We start from the raw sequence: 18078 nt of genomic DNA, 5'->3' as shown, positions 1-18078 counted from the left end.
AGAGCTTCCACCTCCTCAAGAGGAGAACACACCGTTGTATTAGGAGCTGCCGGTGGTCGTCTCCTTTGTGCCTCATCCCTCCCCCCACCCCCCCGCCCCCCCCCCGACACTCAGGCGTCGATGCGTGAGCGGTCCAAGGTGGCGGCCGAGCTGGTGATGAACTCCTTGCGCGGCGCCACCTCATTGCCCATCAGCAGATCGAAAACCTGCTCGGACGATTCCAGGTCGCCGATGTTGATCCGCCGCAGTGTGCGGTACCGGGGGTCCATCGTGGTCTCCGCCAGCTGGTCGGCGTCCATCTCGCCCAGACCCTTGTAGCGCTGGATCGAGTCCTTGTACCGGATGTTCTTCCGCTGCAGTTCCAGCAGCCGCTGACGCAGCTCGCCGTCGGAGTACGTGTAGATGTACTTGTCCTGGCCCTTCTTGGGCTGGACAAGCTCGATCCGGTGCAGCGGGGGCACGGCGGCGAAGACCCGACCTGCCTCGACCATGGGCCGCATGTAGCGCTGGAACAGCGTCAGCAGCAAGATACGGATGTGCGCGCCGTCGACATCGGCGTCCACCAGCAGGACGATTTTCCCGTAGCGAGCGGCGTCGATATCGAAGGTTCGCCCCGACCCGGCTCCTATGACCTGGATGATCGCACCGCACTCGGCGTTCTTCAGCATGTCCGAGACTGACGCCTTCTGGACATTGAGGATCTTGCCCCGGATCGGCAGCAGTGCCTGGAACTCGCTGTTCCGGGCGAGCTTGGCCGTACCGAGCGCGGAGTCGCCCTCGACGATGAAGAGCTCGCTGCGGTCCACGTCGTCGCTGCGGCAGTCGGCGAGCTTCGCCGGCAGCGAGGAAGACTCCAGCGCTGTCTTGCGGCGCTGTGCGTCCTTGTGCTGACGGGCCGCGATGCGGGTGCGCGCGGCCGCCACGGCCTTGTCCAGGACCGCCCTCGCCTGGGCCTTGGCATCGCGCTTCGTCGAGGTCAGGAACGCCTTGAGTTCCTTGGCCACGACGTTGGCGACGATCCGGTTGGCCGCCGAGGTGCCGAGCACCTCCTTGGTCTGGCCCTCGAACTGCGGCTCCGCCAGTCTCACGGTGACGACCGCGGTGAGACCCTCCAGTGCGTCGTCCTTGACGATGTCGTCCTCGGCGACGCGGAGCAGCTTGGCGGAGCGCAGCGCCTCGTTGACCGTCTTGGTCACGGAGCGTTCAAATCCGGTCACATGGGTGCCGCCCTTGGGGGTGGCGATGATGTTGACGAAGGACTTGAGGTTGGTGTCGTATCCGGTGCCCCAGCGCAGGGCGATGTCGACGGCGAGTTCGCGGGTGACCTCGGTCGCCGTCATGTGTCCGCGCTCGTCCAGGACCGGCACGGTCTCCTTGAAAGTGCCCTGACCGGTCAGGCGCAGGACGTCGCAGACCGCCTTGTCCTGGGCGAGGTACTCGCAGAATTCACTGATACCGCCGTCGAAGCGGAAGGTCTCCTCGGTCTTGCCCTCACCGTCGAGAGCGCGCTCGTCACGGACGACGATCGTGAGGCCGGGGACGAGGAAGGCCGTCTGCCGTGCCCGCTGGTGGAGCGTCTCCAGGTTGAGTTTGGCGTCCTTGAGGAAGATCTGCCGGTCCGCCCAATAACGCACCCTGGTGCCGGTGCGCGCCTTCGGCACCCGCTTGCCCTTGAGCAGGCCGTTGGCCGGGTCGAACGGGCTGTCAGGTCCCTGCTCGGTGAAGATCCCCGGGACTCCGCGCCGGAAGCTGATCGAGTGGGTCGCGCTGTTGCGGTCGACCTCGACGTCCAGCCGGGCGGAGAGCGCGTTGACCACGGAGGCGCCGACGCCGTGCAGACCGCCCGACGCGGCGTACGAGCCGCCGCCGAACTTTCCACCGGCGTGCAGCTTGGTCATCACAACTTCGACGCCGGACAGGCCCGTCTTGGGCTCGACGTCGACGGGGATACCGCGCCCGTTGTCCCGAACCTCCACGGAATTGTCGTCGTGGAGGATGACCTCGATGTGATCGCAGTAGCCGCCAAGAGCCTCGTCGACCGAGTTGTCGATGATCTCCCAGAGGCAGTGCATGAGACCGCGGCTGTCGGTGGACCCGATGTACATACCGGGACGCTTGCGAACCGCTTCGAGCCCCTCGAGTACGAGCAGGTGCCGCGCGGTGTAGTTGGAACCGTCTCGGTCTGCTCCGGTCAGCAGCGCAGTGGACGGCACGGACGTATCGGCGGTCACGCGGTTCGCTCCTCGCTGAATTTCATTTGGGGCCCAGTCGGTGACGGGCTCGGCTTCGGTCGCCGCTGAGAGGGTACCGAGGCCTGGTAGAGCGGTTGTAACGCCACCCTCCGAGAACCCTCACACTAGTCCAGCCTCGCATACACGTTCGATCCCTCGTAGGAGTGACGTGAACATCACGTTCCCTTCCAGGCATGAACCATTTAGGCTCCGGGCACGTCCTCATGAACAAACCGGCAAGCCAGCCGGGAGGATCCACCAAGACAAGCAACGCGAAACCGTAGCGCTACGCAATACGGCACATTCGCCGCCAACCGGCAACAGACAGCCATCTTGAGAAGAAGTTTCGAAGAAAAGCCACGAGCGGGAACGTTTTCGGCCTGGTTGGATGTTGACCCTGGTACGACAGCTCGTCGAGCTAGAGAAGAGGCGACGTGACTACTGTTCTGACCCCCGCGAGCCCGCTGACCGCAGCAGACCGCTGTGACCGTTGCGGCGCCCAGGCATATCTGCGCGTCGTCCTGATCAGCGGCGGTGAACTGCTCTTCTGCGCCCACCACGGTCGCAAGTTCGAGCCGGAACTCAAGAAGATCGCCGCGGAAATACAGGATGAGACGGACCGGCTGACGGCCGTGCAGGCCCAAGCCGTCGAAGAGGAACAACACTGACACCTCGCATCCACGACGAGCCAGGGTCGGGTCCCAGACCTGACGGCGGGCGGCTTCCCGAATGGGGAAGCCGCCCGTTCTCGTACCCGCAGTGATGTCGTTCAGCCACCGCCCGGCATCCAGCCGATCGCAGCGGAGATCCGCGTGTACACGCCAGGGCTCCCGACCCGGGCGCAGCCGTTCCCCCAGGACACCAGCCCGATGAGCCGCCCACGGGCCACCAGCGGCCCGCCGCTGTCGCCCTGGCATGCGTCGTGCCCACCCAGCAGTTCGCCCGCGCAGAGCATCGCTGAGGCGTCGTACGTACCGTCTCCGCCGCCCGGGTAGGCCTGCCGGCACAGGGTGTCCGGCAGGACGCTCACTTCGGCGGAGCGGAGTGACGACGCATAGTCGCTGTTGCCGGTCGTGTCACCCCACCCGTAGACGACGGCGCCGGTACCCGGCTCGTATGCCGCGTCACCGGATTCAGCCATCGGGATCACGCTCTTGGCGGGCAGCTCGTCGGCCAGGGTGAGCACCGCCAGGTCCCCCGCGTTCGTGGTGGGGTCGAACCCCGGATTGCTCCACACCGCCTGTACCGGTGTCTCCTGCCCTCCAGTCCCGCGCAGGGCGTCGCGGCCGGAGATGACCCGCATATCGCGCACCTCGCCGACATCGACGCCGAGCGCCTCCCGGCTCAGGCAGTGCGCAGCGGTCAGTACCTTCTTCGGCGCCACCACGACACCGCCGCAGAACTGCCCGGCGCGCGTCTCTCCGAACCGGTCGCGGCTGGACAGTGCCACAACCCAGGGGCTGTCCTTGACGTGCGCGGGCTGGCCACCGATGACGATGCTGTCCGAAACAGCCGCAGCGGGGGATCCGAGCGCTGTCGCAGCCGTAGCGGCAACAAGGGCGAACACCCCGGCCATGGCGCGAAAAACCGTACGGGACATGCGCACTCCTGACTCTGTGGTGAACCATTCCCACCCAGAGTCATCCGACCCGTCGCCGACCGCACCCGCAGATAGGCCGAAGGCCCGGCTCCCACGGGATCCGGGCCCTCGGTCTGTGTGCTTCTGCGACCTAGTCGAGGTAGTCGCGCAGCACCTGCGAACGCGACGGATGGCGCAGCTTCGACATGGTCTTCGACTCGATCTGACGGATGCGCTCGCGCGTCACGCCGTAGACCTTGCCGATCTCGTCCAACGTCTTCGGCTGTCCGTCGGTGAGACCGAAGCGCATCGAGACCACGCCCGCCTCACGCTCGGAGAGCGTGTCGAGCACCGAGTGCAGCTGCTCCTGGAGGAGCGTGAAGCTGACCGCGTCGGCCGGGACGACCGCCTCGGAGTCCTCAATCAGGTCACCGAATTCACTGTCCCCGTCCTCACCCAGCGGGGTGTGGAGGGAGATCGGCTCACGACCGTACTTCTGGACCTCGATGACCTTCTCGGGGGTCATGTCGAGTTCCTTGGCCAGCTCCTCCGGAGTGGGCTCGCGGCCCAGGTCCTGGAGCATCTGACGCTGCACACGGGCGAGCTTGTTGATGACCTCGACCATGTGCACCGGGATGCGGATGGTGCGGGCCTGGTCGGCCATGGCGCGGGTGATCGCCTGACGGATCCACCAGGTGGCGTACGTCGAGAACTTGTAGCCCTTGGTGTAGTCGAACTTCTCGACCGCGCGGATCAGACCGAGGTTGCCCTCCTGGATGAGGTCCAGGAAGAGCATGCCGCGGCCGGTATAGCGCTTGGCCAGCGAAACCACGAGACGGAGGTTGGCCTCCAGCAGGTGGTTCTTGGCGCGGCGGCCATCCTCGGCGATGATCTCCAGTTCGCGCTTGAGCTTCGGCGCGAGTTTGTCGGAGTTCGCCAGCTTGTCCTCGGCGAACAGACCGGCCTCGATGCGCTTGGCGAGCTCGACCTCCTGCTCGGCGTTGAGGAGGGGAACCTTGCCGATCTGCTTCAGGTAGTCCTTGACCGGGTCAGCGGTGGCGCCGGCGACGGCGACCTGCTGCGCAGGTGCGTCGTCCTCGTCGTCGTCGGAGAGGACGAAGCCCTTGTTCTCGCCCTCGCCCTCCTCTTCCTCGCCCTTGCCGGCCTTTACTTCTTCGGCCGCCTCGTCGCCGTCGAGGAGCTCGTCATCCTGCTTTCCGGACTTCTTCGTTGCTGTCTTCTTGGCCGCCGTCTTCTTCACGGCGGTCTTCTTGGCAGCCGTCTTCTTGGCTGCCGCCTTCTTCGCAGGGCCGGCCGCGGCAGCGTCGTCAGCCACCACGTCCACGGTCTCTGCCGACGGGGCGGCAGTGGCCGCGACGGTCCTGGTCACGGTCGTCTTGGCCGCGACAGTCTTGGTGGCGGTGCGCTTGACCGGGCTCTTTGCTGCGACGCTCTTGCGGGCACGCTTTGACGGCTCCGCGGCACTGACCATCAGCGTCACACCCTCTTCCTCGAGGATCTGGTTGAGGCTGCGCAGAACATTCTTCCACTGGGTTGGCGGAATCTGGTCAGCCTCGAAGGCCCGACGCACGTCATCGCCGGCGATCTGCCCATCAGCCTTTCCCCGCTCGATGAGCGCCATCACAGACTCGGACTCGGCGATCTCCGGCGGGAGCGTACGGGATGTGCTGGCCGACACGAACAACCTCTCGGAACGATGGAAACGGCTTCCGGCCCGGCCCTGGAGAGGGCTGGAGCCGACGACCGTCGGGCTGGGAATGTACCGACGGCGCGGGTTTGGCCTCAGAACTGCACAGCGCACTGAATGGCTGCTGTATTCCTTCCGCGGCGGTCACCTCTTAAGTCATCGCACTGTTTCGAGGAGTGTTACGCCCAATCCGCGTGGCCCGAGTCACACCTCATTTGCGACGAACGTGACCAGAGGTACCATCCCCCCACAATTGCGCCGCCGGACCGCTGGGGCCCGGCGACACGTGGTTCGTACACCCTGGCCGTGTTGCGCTCAGTGCTCGCGGGGCGCGGGCACCACCCGCTCCACCTCGGGGTGGACGACGAGCAGTTGACGCATGGCAGCTTCGGCGCCCGCCGAGTCGCCGGATGCGAGGGCATCGACGATCCGGGCATGGTGGCCGAGGGATGTCTCGCCGGGGCGGTCACAGCCCGTGACTGGACCGCCCGAGACCTGCAGGGCCGCCGAGACGATGCCGGAGAGGTGCTCAAGCATGCGATTGCCCGCCGCCTGGATGAGCAGGGAGTGGAACTCCGCGTCGGCCCGGGAGCAGGTGATCCCGTCGCCCTGCCCGAGCGCGTGCCCCATGATCTCGACCATGTCACCGAGGCGCTGCTGAATGTCCTCACGGCCGTGACCTGCGGCGAGACGGGCAGCGAGCGGCTCGATCGTCCACCGGAGCTCCCCCAGCTCACGACGCTGATCCTCGCGCTGAGGGCCGAAGGCACGCCATTCGATGATGTCAGGGTCCAGCAGATTCCAGTCACTGACGGGGCGGACCCGGGTACCCACATTGGGCCGGGCGCTGACCAGGCCTTTGGCCTCAAGAACGCGCAGCGATTCACGTACGACGGTGCGGGAGACCTCGAAACGCTGACCGATCTCTTCCGGCACAAGGGGGCGGTCGGCGCCCAGATCACCGGAGACGATCATCTGGCCCAGCTGCTGAACGAGTTGGCCGTGGAGGCCACGGCCACGGCTGGCTGAGCCTCGCCGGCTCGCCCGGCCGAGCTCGGCATCGGGGCCGTCCCAGGAGCGAAGAGCGGCACGCTCGCCGGTCGGCGCCTCCGCATACGGGTAGCGGTCGAGTTCACCCGGGCCGGCGAGGCCGGAGTCGGCGGAGCGGGCGGCGGTCATCATGGTGTGCGCAAGGGTACTCACGCATCCTTTGTCGGCGCGGCCCAGCCGACCCTTGAGGTCTTTGGTGAAAAGCACACGAAAGGGTGATCGGCACCCACCCCCCAATTGACGCCTTATTGGTTGAAATCGGGCACCTTCAAGGAAGTTGTGAGGCTCGGAGAGATCCGCCACCGCCCTGCGATCACCAACGGACCCTGCCGCGAAGGCTGGTGAACAGATACGCACAGATCAGGACCGACAACGACAACGACAACGCAGCCCCCACCGGGTGTGCCACCACGCGCACGACAACTGCCACCCATCGATCCGTCTCCTGCGGCCAGCGCGGCCACACCAGCTCGCGGAGTCTGGCTGGAAGCCCGACGACCGGACGAGAGGCCGACCCCGTCAGCAAGCCCTGGACAATCGGCACGACGAGCACAGGGACGGCAAGTACCGCAGCGATACCGGCCGTCGTCACCCTGAAGACTCCGGCGGCCAGGAGGCCCGCCCAGGCGCAACCCACGGTCAGCCCCGCCCAACTCGCACTCAGATATACCGAATTCGAAGGGCCCTTGATCTCGTTGCCGTACACAAGGTGAAGGGCTTCGGCGGAGGCCAGCACGACAGTCAGAGCGAGCACCAGGGCGACGCCCGCTGACACCACGAGCTTGGCAAGAAGCAACCCCAGGCGGCGGGGAACGGCGCCTCGGCCCGCCGCCAACGCGGGGTAGCGGAACTCGTCGCCGAACGAGAGGGCACCGAGCAGTCCGGCCCCGACTGCTGCGGGCGGCAATGGCAGCAGCGACGGCCAGGCCGCCAACACCTTCGGCAGCTGAGCATGGCCGGAGCGGGCGAGTAGGACGGAAAGCCCGACCGAGGCGACCAGAACAGCACCCACGATCAAGGTTGTTGTCCTGACCCCGAAGAGGCGGCGCAGTTCGTATCGCAGCGGGTGGAGCGGGCCACGGGGCGGGCGGCGTCGGATCGGCGGCGGCAGTTCCGGGCCGGCTGCCCTCGCGGCCGGTCGTGGTTCGACTTGCCCTTCGCCTTCGCCGACAGCGGGGTCTGCGGCATCTGCAGGTTCTGTGGGACCGGTGTCGCCGACCTCGTCGGCGAGCCGGTGCACCGGAAGCCCGTGCCGGAATGCCGCGTCGCCGATCTCCGCACAGGTGGAGCCGTACACGGAGAGGAGGCTGCTCGCTTCGGTGACCACCTCGACCGAGCGCCTGGCCGCTCGGGCCTCGCGGCTGACGACGGCGGCAAGGCGGGCTGCGTGTGGGCTACGGACCGCGACCCGGGGCCGGAGTCGGGTCCGGGAGAAGTCCCTGATGCTCTGGTCGGCGACGAGACGTCCGCCGTCGATGGTGACCACATGGTCGGCTGCTCGCGCGGCCTCCTTGGGATCGGTCGTGGTGTACAGAACGGTCCCGCCCTGGGCGGCATGGGCCTGCAGCAGCCCGTGCAACCAGCACTCCTCACTCGGAGAGAGACCTTCGACGGGGTCGTCGAGGATGAGCGTGTGCGGGTCGCCGAGCAGCGCCGAAGCGAGGGCGAGCAGGCGGTCCATGCCGAGCGAGAGAGTACCGATGCGCTGGTCCCGGAGTCCGGCAAGACCGACGGTCTCGAGCAGTTCGTCGGCCCGGGACGCCGGTACGCCTGCGGCGGCGCAGAGCATGCGGAGTTGGCCGCGGGCGGTACGGGCGGGGTGACCCGGCACGTCCCCGAGGAGTACGCCCACCTCACGCGCGGGGTGCGGGATGCGGTGCAGCGGCCTGCCCCGGAAGTAGGTGACCCCCCGCCCCGAGTCGAGTTCGAGCATCAGGCGGAGGGCTGTGGTCTTGCCCGAGCCGGGGGCGCCCAGAAGTGCGGTGACGCGGCCGGGCTGAGCTTCGAAGGTGAGATCGTCCACGGCGGCCGGAAGGCCACGGCGGCGGGCGCTGGTGAGTCCGATGGCCTGGAGCATCGCTTCTCTCGCGGAAGGTGAGACCGCTCGGCGGCGGGGAGCGTACCGCAGCAAGATAACGCGACATATCCGACTTTTCGCGCAGCATCGACCTTGCGGGCGTTCCGCAAGGTCAGACTTCTGGCCTCAGCATCGGCGGGTTGAGCACCGTGGCCGCACCGGCCCGGAAGAGCTGGGCAGGGCGGCCGCCCTGCCGAGTGGTCGTCCCGCCTGCAGGCACCAGGAAGCCGGGCGTGCCTGTCACCTTGCGGTGAAAGTTCCGCGGGTCGAGAACCACGCCCCACACCGCCTCGTACACCCTCCGAAGCTCACCGACCGTGAAAGCCGGCGGGCAGAAAGCGGTGGCCAGGGAGGAGTACTCGATCTTGGAACGCGCCCGTTCGACGCCGTCGGCAAGGATCTGCGCGTGATCGAAAGCCAGTGGGGCCTGGTTTTCGCCCTCATGGCCGAAGCCACCCTCCGGTCCGAGCAGATCCTCGACAGGCGCCCAACGCGCACTGTTCGCATCGCCACCCGCCCGGGGGGCCGGAAGATCAGGGGCCAGAGCGAGGTGAGCAACGCTGACAACCCTCATCCGGGGGTCACGCCCGGGGTCGCCGTAGGTGGCGAGCTGTTCGAGATGGGCGCCGTTGCCGACCGCCGGGGCTGCGGGATCCTGGGCGCACAGGCCGGTCTCCTCGACGAGCTCACGCGCTGCTGCGGCTCCGAGATCCTCATCGGCTTTGACGAACCCGCCGGGCAGTGCCCATCGGCCCTGGAACGGCGGCTCACCGCGGCGTACCACCAGCGCGCAGAGCGCATGACGGCGCACCGTGAGCACGACCAGGTCGACGGTGACAGCGAAGGGCGGGAAGGTCGACGGGTCGTAGGGCGGCATGCGGTGATCATAGTCGTCTGCCTGACGATAAACACTCCCTTCGCCGTGCTCTTCGTCCGTCATGACGCCAGATTCCTCGCTGTGGCACCGGCCCGCTCACCGGCCGGGAATCTCCAGGGCGCCGGCCATGGACGCCCTGGAGATCACCGAATCCGCGCACCATGGCGCCTCCTGCCGGCCGCCCCCGCAGCTTGGGGGTCCAACCGGGGCCGGCCTTTGAGTCGGCACCGACTTCACCACAGTGGGCCGTGTACACCCTCAAGCCGGTGTCGTACGGAGCACCGGCCGCCCCCGCAGCCTCGGGCGACGGCCGTCGACGACGACCGCCCGGGCGCTGCCGGCCCCCGTCAGGGGTCGGAGCGACAAGGCACGAGGGTCATCGACCGCTCCTGGACCCGCGACGGCTGGGGGAGACTTGCCCTGGCCGGCGTCGGGTGGTCGCCGTTTCGGGGCGGGCGGAGCCGGATGGGGTCTTCCTGCGCCGTGGGGCGGTCGGGCGTGCCGTGCGGGACCGCGTGCTCCGGTCCGTACGGTGGCCGCGACGGCCCGTCCGAGCACTGCGCTCCCCCCGTAGACAGCGACGCAGCGTCTCCGGATCAAGGCCTTGGTTGCACGCCTCATGGAGAAGTTGAGCAAAGGTGTACCCGGGATCCACCCGCAGGGCGAGACCCAGCGCGACCCGTGCGCCCGGTTCATCGCCCGTCGACCAGGAGACCCACCCGGCCAGGGTCAGCGGCGCCGCGGCGTGCTCCTCGTACGGTGCAACGCAGCGACGGGACAGCGCCCGCCAGAGTCGCAACGCGGAATCGGCTTCAGGCCCTTCCATCCATTCGGCGGCCTTGTCACGGGTTTCCCGGTCCTGCAGACCGAAGATCACCGAAGCGGCCTCCTCATGGCTGATCAGCCGGTCGTCATTGATGTCCGACGCGGAGGGCACCGTAACCGGCGCCTCCCTGAGGCGTTTCATGAGCCTTCGGGCAAGCCCCAAGGTCTCTCGGGCCACGTCCTTGCGTCCCACCTCGTCGAGGATCTTCGGCACCAGTTCGACCCCGGCCGAGTCGAGTGCCCGTTGCTGTTCTGCAGCCACCGTCGTGCTCAGGGGTGCAAGCCTGGCCTCCATCTCCCGAAGCGTTCCGCGCACCTGAATGCCCGCGTATGCGGCGGCAGCCGCCATCACCGAGGTGCCGGGCAGAGCCAGCTGGTTTCCTTCGACCGGACAGCAACGCTCGTCCGGGCAGCAGTACGACCAGTACCGGCCGGCAGAGATACAGAGCGCTTCGAGTACGGGTACGTCGAACGCACCGCAGGCCGTACGCAGACGCTGGGCAAGGGGCTTCAGCCGCTCCATGATCTGACTGCCGCTCTCACCTTCGGCAGGATCCTGGCAGAGGAAGATGACGATCGCGTCAGGGCGCTCCCCGCGCCGCTCGCTCCCCTTGATCAGGCACTCGGCAAGCTGCTCGGCGACGGGTGGCCATTCTTGAGGTGACTGCGGGATGCCGAGCCTGAGCCGCCCGCCGAAACGGCCCCGGCCGCCGTGCAGGGCGACCATGACCACGCTGTCGTTCGGGTGGAACCCCATGAGATACGGGAGGGCATCGGCGAGTTCGGCAGGCCCCCGCAGAGTGATCTGCTGCTCATCGGCCGGACCGGTGGATTCGTGGTGCTGGTTCATGGCATGACCGTCCCGCGGGCGGCCAAATTCCGCGACCCCTGTGGATAACTTTATCCACAGGGCCGCGGGGCCGTTCGCGGTTTGTCGTAGCCATCGGGTTGCATGGGGGCATGACCAACGCAGACCGCGCAGAGCTCAGGGCTTCAGCCGATTCCGTACTTGCCCGACTCGTCGGGGACACCTCAGGCGCTGCACGACTGCGGGAGGACCAGTGGCGGGCCATCGAGGCTCTCGTCGCCGACAAGCGCAGAGCCCTGGTCGTCCAGCGAACCGGCTGGGGCAAGTCCGCCGTGTACTTCGTCGCGACGTCGCTGCTCCGCGCGCAGGGTGGTGGACCGACCGTGATCGTGTCGCCGCTGCTGGCGTTGATGCGTAACCAGGTCGCGGCAGCGGCTCGGGCCGGAATCAGCGCCCGCACGATCAATTCGTCCAACACCGAGGAGTGGGACACCGTTCAGGCCGAGGTGGCGGCCGGGGAGGTGGACGTGCTGCTGGTCAGCCCCGAGCGGCTCAACAATCCCGATTTCCGGGATCAGGTCCTGCCCCGGCTTGCCGCCGCGACCGGGCTGCTCGTGGTCGACGAGGCGCACTGCATTTCCGACTGGGGCCATGACTTCCGGCCCGACTACCGACGTCTGCGGACCATGTTGGCCGACCTGCCTGCCGGTGTACCCGTGCTGGCGACCACCGCCACCGCGAACGCACGGGTGACCGCGGATGTCGCTGAGCAACTGGGGACCGGCGCGGGTACGGATGCGCTCGTACTGCGTGGCCCGCTGGATCGGGAGAGCCTCAGCCTCAGCGTCCTTCAACTGCCCAATGCCGCGCATCGGCTGGCCTGGCTGGGCGATCATCTCAAGGAACTCCCCGGCTCGGGGATCATCTACACGCTGACGGTCGCGGCCGCCGAGGAGATCACCACATATCTGCGCCAGTGCGGGCACACGGTGGCGTCATACACCGGCCGCACCGAGAATGCCGACCGTCAGCAGGCCGAGGACGACCTCCTTGCCAACCGTGTCAAGGCCCTGGTGGCAACGTCCGCGCTGGGCATGGGATTCGACAAGCCCGACCTGGGTTTCGTCGTTCATCTCGGCTCGCCTTCCTCCCCCATCGCCTACTACCAGCAGGTGGGACGCGCGGGCCGCGGTGTCGAGCATGCGGAGGTGCTGCTGCTCCCGGGCAAGGAGGACGAGGCGATCTGGCAGTACTTCGCATCGGTTGCCTTCCCTCCCGAGGAGCAGGTCCGGCGGACGATCGATGCTCTCGCCCAGGCCGGCCGTCCACTTTCACTGCCGGCTCTGGAGCCGTTGGTCGACCTGAGACGCACCCGGCTGGAGACCATGCTCAAGGTGCTCGATGTCGATGGCGCGGTCAGGCGGGTCAAGGGCGGCTGGATCGCCACGGGTGAGTCTTGGGTGTACGACTCCGAGCGCTACGCCTGGGTGGCCCGCCAACGGGCTTCCGAGCAGCAGGCGATGCGCGATTACGCGACGACGACCGGCTGCCGGATGGAGTTCCTTCGCCGCCAGTTGGACGACGAGCAGGCAACCGTGTGCGGGCGCTGCGACAACTGCGCGGGAGCCCGCTTCGAAGACCACGTGTCCGATGCGGCCCTGGACGGTGCGCGGGGCGAACTCGCCAGGCCCGGCGTGGAGGTGGAGGCCCGCAAGATGTGGCCGACCGGTCTCGCCGCCGTGGGCATCGATCTCAAGGGCCGTATTCCTGCCGGAGAACTGTCGTTCACCGGCCGCGCACTGGGCCGGCTCTCCGACATCGGCTGGGGCAACCGGCTGCGCCCGATGCTGGCGGCGCAGACACCGGATGCCCCCGTGCCGGACGACGTGACCAACGCGGTGGTGAGCGTGCTGGCCGACTGGGCCAAGGGGCCCGGGGGCTGGGCATCCAAGGCCGAGGACGCCGCGCCCCGACCGGTCGGGGTGGTCACCATCGCCTCGCGCAGCAAGCCTCAGCTCATCCAGTCACTCGGCAGCCGCATCGCCGAGGTCGGCCGGATGCCCCTGCTCGGCAGCGTCGCCTACGCACCGACGGCCGCCGGGGTACGGATCTCGCAGACCAACAGCGCACAGCGGGTCCGGGCTCTGCACGAAGCACTGGTTGTAGAGCCCGAGCTGGCCGACACCTTGGCCGCGGCGGGCGGTCCCGTGCTGCTTGTGGACGATCTCTCGGACACCGGCTGGACACTGGCCGTGGCCGCACGGCTGCTGCGTCGGGCCGGGGCGCAGGGAGTGTTTCCGCTGGTCCTTGCCGTTCAGGCGTGACAGGAAGCGTCATCCAGGCAGAGCGTGGGCAGGGATATCAGAGTCATTCCGGCTGATTTCCGTCAGCTGCGCCAATTGCTCGTTGCCGCCTGCCGATACGCCAGCAAGAATTGGACTCGCTCCCCGCACGGCCCTTTCGCGGCCCAGAAGGGCTGTGCCGCGGTGCGCCCTCACCCGACCCTGCCCGCACCGTGGGCGCGTATGCGAAGGGAGGATCGTGACCTTCGGATTCGCTCCGTCCGCAGCCACTTCGATGTCGGCGTCCTCGGCATCTGCCGATTCCGTCAACCGCCTTGCCAGGATGCTCGAACCGGCCGAGTGGGCCGAAGCGGGCATACCGTTGCTGCGCAGCCCCCGCGAGGTTGTCAGCGGCCTGCACGCCCGGCACCGGCCGACCCCGGCGACGGCTGTCGTCGCCGTACTCGACCATGAGGAACGCCTCACGGCCAGTGCCTCGTTCGCCAGCCGCTCCATAGCCGCGGACGGCTGGGAGTTCCGCAACGCGTTGCTGGCGCATCTGCGGCGGGTCATCCCGCACGACCTGCGCCGCCGCACACCTGTCCGTACCGCAATACTGCTCTACTGCCGCGAGGGGGACCAGCGTTGGACGGAGGAGGATGGGGCGTGGATGTGGGGCCTGCGGGACGCCTGCACATTGCACGGCCTTCGGTGCGGCGCGTACATCACGCTGACCCGCGGCGGCTGGCAGGTGCTGGGCGAGGGCCGGGGTGGGCGTCGGCCCAGCTCGACATCACAACCGTCCGCTCTTGCCGACACATCGCTCGACCACGATCCGGTCCCACTGCGCACCGGCGGCGGTGCGGCTCAGGCGCTGCGACGCACCGCGGCACGCTGACCCGTGGTTGGTGACCCGGCCGCCCTGTCGGGCAGCCGGGTCACCACGGCCCTGTGTCCCTACGGATCAGACGTCGGCGCCGAGCACCGCGTTGATCCGCTGCGGGTCCCCGCACACGATCAGCAGGGCACCGGCGCGTTCCCGCGCACCGGACAGTGTGCCGGCAAGGGCGTCACCGCCGTCGCCGTTGACGGCGACGATCGCCACGGGGCGGGGCTTCACCCGCTCCGTGGCTGCGGCACCGGCGAAGAAGACGTCATCGCCGGCTTCGTGCTGCGCCCAGTAGGCGGCCTCGCCGAAGGAGAGTTCGTGCACTGCCCACGGGTGCTGCTCACCAGTGGTGAGCACCAGGATGTCGCCTGGTGCGCGTCCGGAGTCGAGCAGCAGGTCCACCGCCTCGTCGGCAGCGTCGAGTGCGCCGGCAGCTGAGGCGGGGATCAGCTGGATCTGCGGTGCGGAACGATCCTCCGGCCGGGCCGCCTGCGGCTGGCCGGAGGTGGAGTGCGGACGCTGCGCCGGGGGCGCGGGCCTCGCGGGGCCGGGTCCCGGGCGACCGGGGCGCGGCATGGCCGCTGAACGCGGACCGGGTACAGGACGGGGGGTCGACGCGGTGCGGCCTGCGGCCGGAGAGACGCGGGGACCCTGGACGCTCTCGTGAATCTGAGGCTCCTCGGGGATGAGAGGCATGGGTGGTTGTCTATCAAACGCCGACACTCAAGGCATCAGCGGGTGGGTACATGTGCGCGATCAGAAGTCGAAGCCGAGTTGGCCCCCGCTTTCCAGTGCAGCCGCCTCGGCGGAGAAGCGGACCTTCTTGAGGTGCTGCCACCTGGGCAGCGCGTCGAGGTAGGACCACGAGAGGCGGTGGTGGGGTGTGGGTCCCCACTCCTCCAGCGCGGCCCTGTGCACGGGCGACGGGTATCCGGCGTTGGCACCGAAGGCGAAGGCGGCGTACTCGCCGGAATCCGCGCCCAGTTCGGCCATCATCGTGTCCCGTCGGACCTTCGCGATCACCGAAGCAGCCGCGACCGCGATACAGGACTGGTCGCCCTTGATCACTGTGCGGACCTGCCACGGCCGTCCCAGGTAGTCGTGTTTGCCATCGAGTATCACCGCGTCGGGCCTCACCGGCAGGGCTTCGAGGGCGCGCGCAGCGGCGAGGCGCAGTGCAGCCGTCATCCCCAAGTCGTCGATCTCCTGCGCAGAGGCATCACCCAGACCGAACGCAGTGACCCAGCGCTCCAGCAACGGGGCCAGCTCGGCGCGGCGCTTGGGACTGATCAGCTTGGAGTCGGTGAGTCCGGCGGGAGGTCTGCGAAGGCCGGTGACGGCCGCACACACAGTGACCGGACCCGCCCACGCCCCGCGTCCGACCTCGTCGACACCGGCGACGGTCTTGGCACCAGTGGTAGCGCGCAGTGAGCGCTCGACGGTGTGCGTGGGTGGTTCGTACGGCATGGCGCCTGTCAGCGTACGCCGATGGGGACGCCGACAACACCCCGGGGCACCCGACGGCCACCCCGGCCGCACAACGAGCCGCAGAGCGGATTGCGGCATAGTCATGGGCCCCGGGGTTCAGTTTGCTGCGGTACATGCGCCCAAAGAGCTGTGCGTACGAAGGCGGTGCTCACGAAGTGTTGTGCCGACGCCAGGAAAACGCGATTGAGGATCACCAGCTGAGGTGCTCGGCAGTGACTGCATCACATTCGTGAAGCACGGAACGCAGCGCCGAGCCGGGGCTGCGGACCTCCTGCCTGTCGCACAGAGCATTGAGCACGCCGCCGCAGCCCACACACAGCAGGTGCAGGCCGCACCGCTGTCGCTCGGCCTGCACCTGTGCGGGTCAGCCCACGTCAGTACGGGTCGTAGGAGTCGTCTCCGTCACCGCCGCGATCACTGCCTCCGCCGCTCGTACGTGAAGCATTGCATGCCTGCGTCGGATCGTTCGAACCCCGCTTTCTCAGGATGTCCCGGGCCCGCGCCTCGCCCCAGCTCGTGGCGTACCAGGGATCGTCGGAGTCTCGCAGCGACCGTTCCATGTCCATGAGGGCACAGGAGCGGAGCGGCTCGGGCAGTGTGTTCAGGGCGGGTACGGCGTCGGCAGACAGGCCTCGGAGGTAGTCGATGTCGATCGAGTGGTCGTTGCGGTACCGCTGAACATTCTGCTCCGCGATCAGCCCGTCGGGCGAGATCAGTCCGAACGTGAACACGGCGACGGCTGCGCTCGCAGCCACGGCGCGCGGCAGCAGGCGGGCGCCGAACACTCCAGCCGCCATGATCAGGACGAGCACCACGCCCAGCCAGAGTTCCACCGCAGCCACGGATATCCGCAGCCGCGTCAGACCGTATGCATCGACGTACAGGTCCATGCGCCTCAGCGCGGACGCCACGACGATGAGGGTGAGCAGGCAGAGCACGCCGAGCACGCTCCGGACGAGAGTGCGGTCGCTCCCCCGTCCGCGAGGGGACCAGCGCAGGGCGAGTGCGATCACCAACAGCGTAAGGAGTGTGGCCCAGAGAAGCTGCCAGAAACCCTGCCGGGCGTACTGGGAGTAGCTGAGATCGGTCTCCGCCATCACCTTGTCGTATCCGCCGAGCAGCACAGCGACCTGGATGGCGATGAAGACAGCAAACAGCAGATTCAGCACGATGAGCGGCAGGGCCCATTCCAACCGCCCACGTGCCTTCCCCGGACGAATGACGATGCCGTCCCAGCGCACCGGGGCAGCTGCGGTGTACGCGGCGGCGAGCGCACCGATCAGGCCGACGACGAAGAGGAACAACCGCCAAGGGCTGCCGCCCACCGACACATCGGGTATCAGGTTGCCGAGCACATCGGCGAAGGCGGCATCGGCGCTTGCGAACAGTGCCCCGAACACGATGAGCAGGACGACCGCCACCGCAGTGGTGCGGATTACCACGCCCAACCGGCCTCAGGAGCCCGCCATCCGCTCGCGCACGCCTCGCCCGCCCCAGGCCAGACCGTCGGCGACGGAGCTGAACAGGCCCAGTGAGCCGAGAAACACCCCGAGCCAGTTGCGACTGCCGTGCAGGGCGAGTGAGCCCAGTGCGACGGCCGACACAGCGGCGAGGAAGGTGGGCCATCCGGCGTCCCGAAGGGCCGGGATGGCGAGGAGCGCCAAGCCACCGACCGCCCAGACAGCTGTCCATGGGCGGAGGCGGCGACCGGCCGTCTGTGCGGCGAAGAAGGCCGCGAGCGCTGCGGGGACCGCGACGATCAGCAGATTCAGGCCGAGGCCGTCACCCAGCAGCAGGGCGCTCAGTATCGCGGTGGTCAGGACGGAGTAGAGCGTCGCGCTCCGAATGATGGCGGGCCTGGCCGGGCGCAGCCGTGAGAGCGCCGGGGCCGGGGGTGGCCTGGCTGCCAGGGGTTGGGCGAATGCTGTTGCCCGCCCGGTTGCGCGTATGCCGGCAATTTCGGCGGCTCGGGAGCAGCTCCGCGAGGCTCCGGCAGCGGAGCCTTCGACAATGCGGTCGGCTCGGGTGTCCCGGACTGACCCGACGGCTCGGACCGCTCTGGGGCAGCTTCCTGCCGGGGCGTTTCTGACGTGTGATCGGACATGGGACCCCTCCCCCACCGGGGTCTGCACGCACCGCCGCTGGGCAGCGCGGGGGCACCCCGGCGTCTCATTTCGGTGCACACCCGTCAGGATGATCACCGAGGGCGGCGTGGCCGAAAGAGTAGCTTCCCCTTACTGTCTCCAACCGCCTGAGGAAGGGCT

At 68.2% G+C, this 18078-nt stretch carries 12 protein-coding genes and 1 pseudogene; 3 read left to right on the top strand and 10 right to left on the bottom strand.

Going from position 1 to position 18078, the window contains the following annotated elements; genetic code table 11:
- Positions 1–110: 110 nt before the first annotated feature.
- The gene (locus ACZ7IB_RS34180; RefSeq protein WP_266357128.1) at positions 111–2231 is read right to left on the bottom strand and encodes a DNA gyrase/topoisomerase IV subunit B; all 2121 of its coding nucleotides are present in this window, start codon (positions 2229–2231) and stop codon (positions 111–113) included.
- A gap of 434 nt (positions 2232–2665) precedes the next feature.
- Between ACZ7IB_RS34180 and ACZ7IB_RS34175 the strand changes: the two genes are divergently transcribed.
- The gene (locus tag ACZ7IB_RS34175) at positions 2666–2899 is read left to right on the top strand and encodes a DUF7455 domain-containing protein (RefSeq protein WP_470917915.1); all 234 of its coding nucleotides are present in this window, start codon (positions 2666–2668) and stop codon (positions 2897–2899) included.
- A 101-nt stretch (positions 2900–3000) separates the two neighbouring features.
- On the opposite strand, the gene ACZ7IB_RS34170 is transcribed toward ACZ7IB_RS34175, so the two are convergent.
- The 6 genes from ACZ7IB_RS34170 to ACZ7IB_RS34145 form a co-directional block, all read right to left on the bottom strand.
- Entirely contained in the window at positions 3001–3831 is an 831-nt protein-coding gene (locus tag ACZ7IB_RS34170; protein ID WP_470917913.1) for a S1 family peptidase, read from the bottom strand.
- Between the two features lie 130 nt (positions 3832–3961).
- A complete protein-coding gene (locus ACZ7IB_RS34165) occupies positions 3962–5509 on the bottom strand; it encodes an RNA polymerase sigma factor (RefSeq protein ID WP_114249338.1) in 1548 nt (515 codons plus the stop codon).
- A gap of 324 nt (positions 5510–5833) precedes the next feature.
- Positions 5834–6721, bottom strand: coding sequence for a FadR/GntR family transcriptional regulator (locus ACZ7IB_RS34160; protein ID WP_470917911.1), 888 nt, complete (start codon positions 6719–6721; stop codon positions 5834–5836).
- 160 nt (positions 6722–6881) lie between these two features.
- A complete protein-coding gene (locus ACZ7IB_RS34155) occupies positions 6882–8645 on the bottom strand; it encodes an ATP-binding cassette domain-containing protein (RefSeq protein WP_470917909.1) in 1764 nt (587 codons plus the stop codon).
- A gap of 112 nt (positions 8646–8757) precedes the next feature.
- Complete coding sequence (locus ACZ7IB_RS34150) at positions 8758–9522, bottom strand: NUDIX hydrolase (RefSeq protein ID WP_266357133.1); 765 nt, start codon at positions 9520–9522, stop codon at positions 8758–8760.
- 376 nt (positions 9523–9898) lie between these two features.
- A complete protein-coding gene (locus ACZ7IB_RS34145) occupies positions 9899–11197 on the bottom strand; it encodes a DUF4192 domain-containing protein (protein WP_470917907.1) in 1299 nt (432 codons plus the stop codon).
- A gap of 110 nt (positions 11198–11307) precedes the next feature.
- Here ACZ7IB_RS34145 and ACZ7IB_RS34140 point away from each other — a divergent pair, with 110 nt between their 5' ends.
- A complete protein-coding gene (locus tag ACZ7IB_RS34140; RefSeq protein ID WP_470917906.1) occupies positions 11308–13479 on the top strand; it encodes a RecQ family ATP-dependent DNA helicase in 2172 nt (723 codons plus the stop codon).
- Between the two features lie 217 nt (positions 13480–13696).
- Entirely contained in the window at positions 13697–14335 is a 639-nt protein-coding gene (locus tag ACZ7IB_RS34135) for a hypothetical protein (protein ID WP_470917905.1), read from the top strand.
- 66 nt (positions 14336–14401) lie between these two features.
- Here the strand turns inward: ACZ7IB_RS34135 and ACZ7IB_RS34130 are convergent, their stop codons facing one another.
- The 3 genes and pseudogenes from ACZ7IB_RS34130 to ACZ7IB_RS34120 form a co-directional block, all read right to left on the bottom strand.
- Complete coding sequence (locus tag ACZ7IB_RS34130; protein WP_470917903.1) at positions 14402–15022, bottom strand: hypothetical protein; 621 nt, start codon at positions 15020–15022, stop codon at positions 14402–14404.
- Positions 15023–15082: 60 nt separating this feature from the next.
- A complete protein-coding gene (locus ACZ7IB_RS34125) occupies positions 15083–15793 on the bottom strand; it encodes a ribonuclease HII (protein ID WP_470917901.1) in 711 nt (236 codons plus the stop codon).
- Between the two features lie 395 nt (positions 15794–16188).
- Positions 16189–17918: pseudogene (locus ACZ7IB_RS34120) on the bottom strand (DUF4153 domain-containing protein).
- Positions 17919–18078 lie beyond the last annotated feature (160 nt).

It is taken from the genome of Streptomyces sp. NPDC037301, from assembly GCF_055602785.1.
This window is presented reverse-complemented; position numbering and strand designations above follow the sequence as displayed.